General features: G+C 41.4%; 4 protein-coding genes. All 4 read left to right on the top strand.

Features of this window, described 5'->3' with window-relative positions; genetic code table 11:
- Positions 1-711: biotin/lipoyl-containing protein (locus LD39_RS09790; protein WP_304413576.1), on the top strand; the 711-nt coding region annotated here is incomplete at its 5' end.
- Positions 712-1,326: 615 nt separating this feature from the next.
- Positions 1,327-2,265, top strand: a complete 939-nt coding sequence (gene cyoE / locus LD39_RS09785) for a heme o synthase (RefSeq protein WP_035545659.1) — start codon at positions 1,327-1,329, stop codon at positions 2,263-2,265.
- Between the two features lie 70 nt (positions 2,266-2,335).
- Complete coding sequence (gene coxB, locus LD39_RS09780; RefSeq protein WP_035545656.1) at positions 2,336-3,400, top strand: cytochrome c oxidase subunit II; 1,065 nt, start codon at positions 2,336-2,338, stop codon at positions 3,398-3,400.
- Between the two features lie 39 nt (positions 3,401-3,439).
- Positions 3,440-5,311, top strand: coding sequence for a cytochrome c oxidase subunit I (gene ctaD, locus LD39_RS09775; RefSeq protein ID WP_035545654.1), 1,872 nt, complete (start codon positions 3,440-3,442; stop codon positions 5,309-5,311).
- The last annotated feature ends 72 nt before the right edge of the window (positions 5,312-5,383 follow it).

The following is a 5,383-nucleotide window of genomic DNA, read 5'->3' as shown; positions in this document are numbered from 1 at the left end:
AGTGTCGTAGAGTTTTTCCAAGGGTATTTGGGTCAGCCATACGGTGGGTTTCCTTCTGAATTGCAAAGGATTATATTAAAAGGAAGAGAGCCGATCAAGGTTCGTCCAGGTGAATTGCTTGCACCGGTCGATTTCACGGATCTTAAGGAAACTTTGTTCCACAAACTTGACCGTCAAGTGACAAGCTTTGATATGATCAGTTACGCTTTATATCCAAAAGTGTTTATGGATCATCAAAAATTCACAGAACAATTCGGCGACATGTCCGTTCTTGATACGCCGACGTTCTTCTATGGAATGAGATTAGGAGAAGAAATAGAAGTTGAAATCGAGCAAGGAAAAACGCTGATTGTGAAACTGGTGTCCGTAGGAGAAGCGCAGGTGGATGGTACAAGAACTGTATACTTCGAACTGAACGGTCAGCCACGTGAAGTAGTCATTAATGATGAAAATGTCAAAGCCACTGTGCAGGTACGCCCGAAAGCTGATAAATCAAATACTAAGCATATCGGTGCCAGCATGCCAGGAACGGTAATCAAAGCGATTGCAAGTAAAGGTGAGAAAGTGAAGAAAGGCGACCATCTGATGATCACTGAAGCAATGAAGATGGAAACGACAGTTCAAGCACCATTTGATGGCGTCATTAAAGATATTTATGTGGAAAACAATGAAGCAATTCATGTAGGTGATTTGCTCATAGAATTTGAATAATATAGAAGAAGAAGGGCAGCGACCTGTATAACCAGGTCGCTTTTTCTGTGCAGTTTTTATATATCGTACGTATAGAGGAGAGAAGACAATAATACCTACAGAAAGAGAAGTGAATAAAGAAAGTATTAAGGCTGATGATGAATGGAAATATCTAGGAATAGATGGAGAGTGCCCTCCTTACATGTTCGACAAGCGTAATTGTTATGAGCATAGACAGCCAGTCAATTGAACTTTTAGAATGAACACACAAATTTAGATCTTCCCCAATACTCTTTCCAACCGATTCATTTGAAAAAACTTGCAATGCGTCTGAGGGTCTGCTAGAAATAAAGAGGTAACTGTTTTAGGAAAGCAATCTCTAATCAAGTATATGAATCCATAAAAAAAGCGTTAAGAATTGCTTTTATGGTTGATACTAGGGGATGAAACTCCTTCACAAAGTTGTCACAAATTCACAAAAATCTCTTAATTAAATAGATAGAAGACAAATTCCATGATACAATTATTTTGATGTTTCTTATCCTTGAACCTCTTAGGATGGAAACAGTCCTCGATTGACGTCATGATTATTTCATTCATGGAACGTAAGAGAGGTAGAAGGAGGAAGATATTACGATGGATAATCCAAGAACAGTCGAATCTGCTTCTACAGAAATCATCGGCCAGTCGACTGTCCGTGAGTCTTCATTGTTAGCTGATATTAAAAGCTTGATCAAAGTAGGGATTATAAATTCAAATTTAATCACAACCTTTGCAGGATTCTGGTTAGCCTTATACTTCACAGGGTCCTCTTTTATCGATCATTGGTTAACTTTTCTGCTGACAATGCTCGGAACCGCTTTCGTCATTGCAGGTGGATGTATAATAAACAACTGGTATGACCGGGATATCGACCCGATCATGTCTCGAACGAAGAACCGGCCGACTGTAACAGGAACCATGTCTCTGACATTGATTCGGAACATGGGGATTGCGACTTCACTCACCGGTTTTGTCATTTTATTATTTACAACCATGGAAGCTGCTTTATGGGGCGCGTTCGGATGGTTCGTATATGTTGTACTTTATACGATGTGGTCGAAAAGAAGGTACACGATCAACACGGTTATCGGAAGTTTTTCCGGAGCTGTCCCCCCGTTGATTGGTTGGTCAGCCATTGACCCCGGCCTTCAACTAGAAGCTGTTATTCTATTTTTAATTATGTTTATATGGCAAACCCCTCATTTCTTGGCACTAGCCATGAAGAAGAAAGATGAATACCAAGCTGCAGGTATCCCGATGCTGCCAGTAGTGCACGGGTTCGATATGACGAAAAGACAAATCGTCATCTACGTAGCTTGTCTGCTGCCATTGCCGATCTACTTAGCTTCACTAGGCAGTGTATTTCTTATTATAGCTACAACCCTTTCCCTAGGCTGGCTGGCTTTGGGAGTTGCCGGTTTCTTCATGAAAAATGATCGAAAATGGGCAACATGGATGTTTATTTACTCCCTAAATTATTTAACCATAATGTTCTTTATGATGGTCCTGGTCACTTTACCATTCCCATTTTAATGTACTAGCTCAATTTTTATTGAGCTAGTTCCATATATAATATGTAAAAAGAGAAAGAGAGGTATCATTCATGAGAGGTTGGATGGGTAAATTCCGTTCATTGTTTCTTTTTGGTGCTCTCACCCTCATCCTATCCGGATGTGGGGTAGACAATTTGAGTGCCCTTAAGCCTAAAGGCTACGGAGCGGAATTAATATTAGATCTTATGATCATCAGTATCGCGATAATGATCTTTGTCTTCGTTATCGTAATGGCAATTTATGCATTTGTCCTTATTCGCTACAGACAGAAAAAAGGACAGGAAAATTTAGTTCCTAAGCAAACGGAAGGAAACAAGGCTTTAGAGGTGATTTGGACTGTAATTCCGATCATTTTACTCCTTGTATTGGCTGTTCCTACCGTACAGGCAACATTCGATCTTGCGGATCAATCTTCACAGGAAAATGAAGATGCAATGACCATTGAAGTTATTGGTAATCAATACTGGTGGCACTTCAATTACGCTGGTCAGGAAATCGCAACGAGTCAAGAGCTCTACATTCCAACTGGAGAGCGCGTATACTTAAACATGAAATCCAGTGATGTCATCCACTCATTCTGGCTACCATCAATTGCTGGTAAGATGGATACGAATCCTGGTGAAAACATGAACACGATGTACTTAGAAGCTTATGAAGAGGGCGTGTATTGGGGACACTGCGCTGAACTTTGTGGACCATCGCACTCCTTAATGGACTTCAGAGTGGTTGCTGTGAGTCCTGATGAATTCGACCAGTGGGTTGAAGATATGCAGAATGTAGATCCTGAGGCAACTCCTGAAACCGCTTCAGCTAAAGAAGGTCAAGAACTATTCAACAACAATTGTATGAGCTGTCATGCAATCGGAGGATCATCTGCGGGTGTAGGACCAAATCTCACCAATTTTGGTAACCGTCAGAAGATTGCCGGAGTCTTAGAACCTTCTAAAGATAACTTAGTGGATTGGATTACAAATCCAGATGAAGTTAAACCAGGCAACCAAATGCCTGCTAACATCGTTTCTGAAGAAGAGGCGAACAAGATTGCAGATTATCTGTTGCAATTAAAACATTCTGATGTCGGGACAGACGTTCCTACAAAAAATACGGATGAATAACTTTTGATGAGACAGAGGTTTTAAAAGGGAGGTTAAAGCGTGAGTACTGCAGTAGCGCAAAAACGAGGGCTCGGCGCTGCGATCTGGGATTATTTGACAACGGTAGACCATAAGAAGATTGCCCATCTTTATCTGGTCTCTGGTGGTTTGTTTTTCTTGATCGGCGGGCTAGAAGCCATGTTAATTCGAATTCAGTTGATGAAGCCTGATAATGATTTCCTATCAGCTGGACTTTATAATGAAATGATTACGATGCACGGAACAACAATGATTTTCTTGGCAGCCATGCCATTGATTTTCGCTTTAATGAATGCCGTGGTCCCCTTACAAATCGGGGCACGAGATGTAGCTTTCCCATTCTTGAATTCCCTTGGGTTCTGGCTGTTCCTATTTGGGGGATTGATGTTGAATGTATCTTGGTTTACTGGAGGAGCGCCTGATGCAGGTTGGACAAACTATGCACCGCTTTCAACAACTTCACCAGGTCATGGGGTAGATTACTATGTCATGGGATTACAAATCTCGGGTGCAGGTACCCTAATTGGTGGGATTAACTTTCTAGTTACCATCGTCAATATGAGGGCTCCAGGTATGACTTACATGCGTATGCCTTTATTCACATGGTCTGTGTTCGTAACAAGTACGTTGATTCTATTTGCATTCCCAGCGTTGACTGTTGGACTGTTCCTTATGATGTTTGACCGTATGTTCGGTTCTGCCTTCTTTGATGTCGGTCTTGGAGGTAACGTTATCATTTGGGAGCACTTATTCTGGATCTTCGGACACCCGGAAGTATATATTTTAATCCTTCCATTGTTTGGAGCATTTAGCGACATATTCCCGACATTTTCTAAAAAACGTTTATTTGGTTATTCAGCCATGGTCTTTGCGACTGTATTGATCGGTTTCTTAGGCTTCATGGTTTGGGCACACCACATGTTCACAGTAGGTATGGGCCCAATTGCCAACTCAATCTTTGCTGTAGCTACAATGGCTATTGCTGTTCCGACTGGTATTAAGATATTTAACTGGTTATTTACAATGTGGGGTGGTCAAATTCGAATGACTTCAGCCATGTTATGGTCTGTGGCTTTCATACCATCTTTCACAATCGGCGGTATGACAGGAGTAATGCTTGCAGCAGCTGCAGCTGACTACCAATATCACGATACGTATTTCGTTGTCGGTCACTTCCACTATGTTATTGTTGGTGGGGTTGCTTTCGGTATCTTTGCGGCTCTTCATTACTGGTGGCCGAAAATGTTTGGTAAAGTATTGAACGAAAAACTTGGAAAACTGGCATTCTGGCCTTTCTTTGTCGGATTCCACTTAACGTTCTTTATTCAACACTTCCTAGGCTTGATGGGTATGCCACGACGTTATTGGGTTTTCCTTGAAGGTCAGGGACTTGAAACTGGAAATATGATCAGTACGATTGGGGCGTTCTTAATGGCCATTGGTACGATCATTTTCTTGATCAATATTGTTTATACTTCTGTAAAAGAAAAGAAAGCAGATGCGGATCCATGGGAAAACGGTCGTACGCTAGAATGGTCAATTGCGTCACCACCACTGCATTATAATTTTGCACAAACTCCATTAGTACGTGGACTTGATCCATTATGGATTGAAAAAATGGAAGATAAAAAAGGAATGACTCCAGCTGAACCGCTCGGTGACATTCACATGCCGAACGCTTCTATTTTACCATTCACGATGTCCCTTGGTATCTTCATTGCTGGGTTCGGATTTATTTACCAGACTGATGATAAAGCATGGTTAGCTGCTGTGTTCGTCGGTATGGGAATATTGCTCGGTTCAATGTTGACACGTTCCTTGAAAGATGACTTAGGACATCACATTCATAAAGAAGACATTGAAGCAGATATTAAGAAGGGGGCTGGCAAATAATGAGTCATGATGATGTACTGAATCCGAAACAAATGCCACATGATCCGGAAAAAGCCACCCTTGAAGGTAAGA

Origin of the sequence: Halobacillus sp. BBL2006, from assembly GCF_000786645.1 — a bacterium.
GTDB lineage: Bacteria > Bacillota > Bacilli > Bacillales > Halobacillaceae > Halobacillus.
The sequence above is the reverse complement of the archived record's forward strand: the minus strand, read 5'-3'. Positions and strand labels throughout refer to the sequence as shown.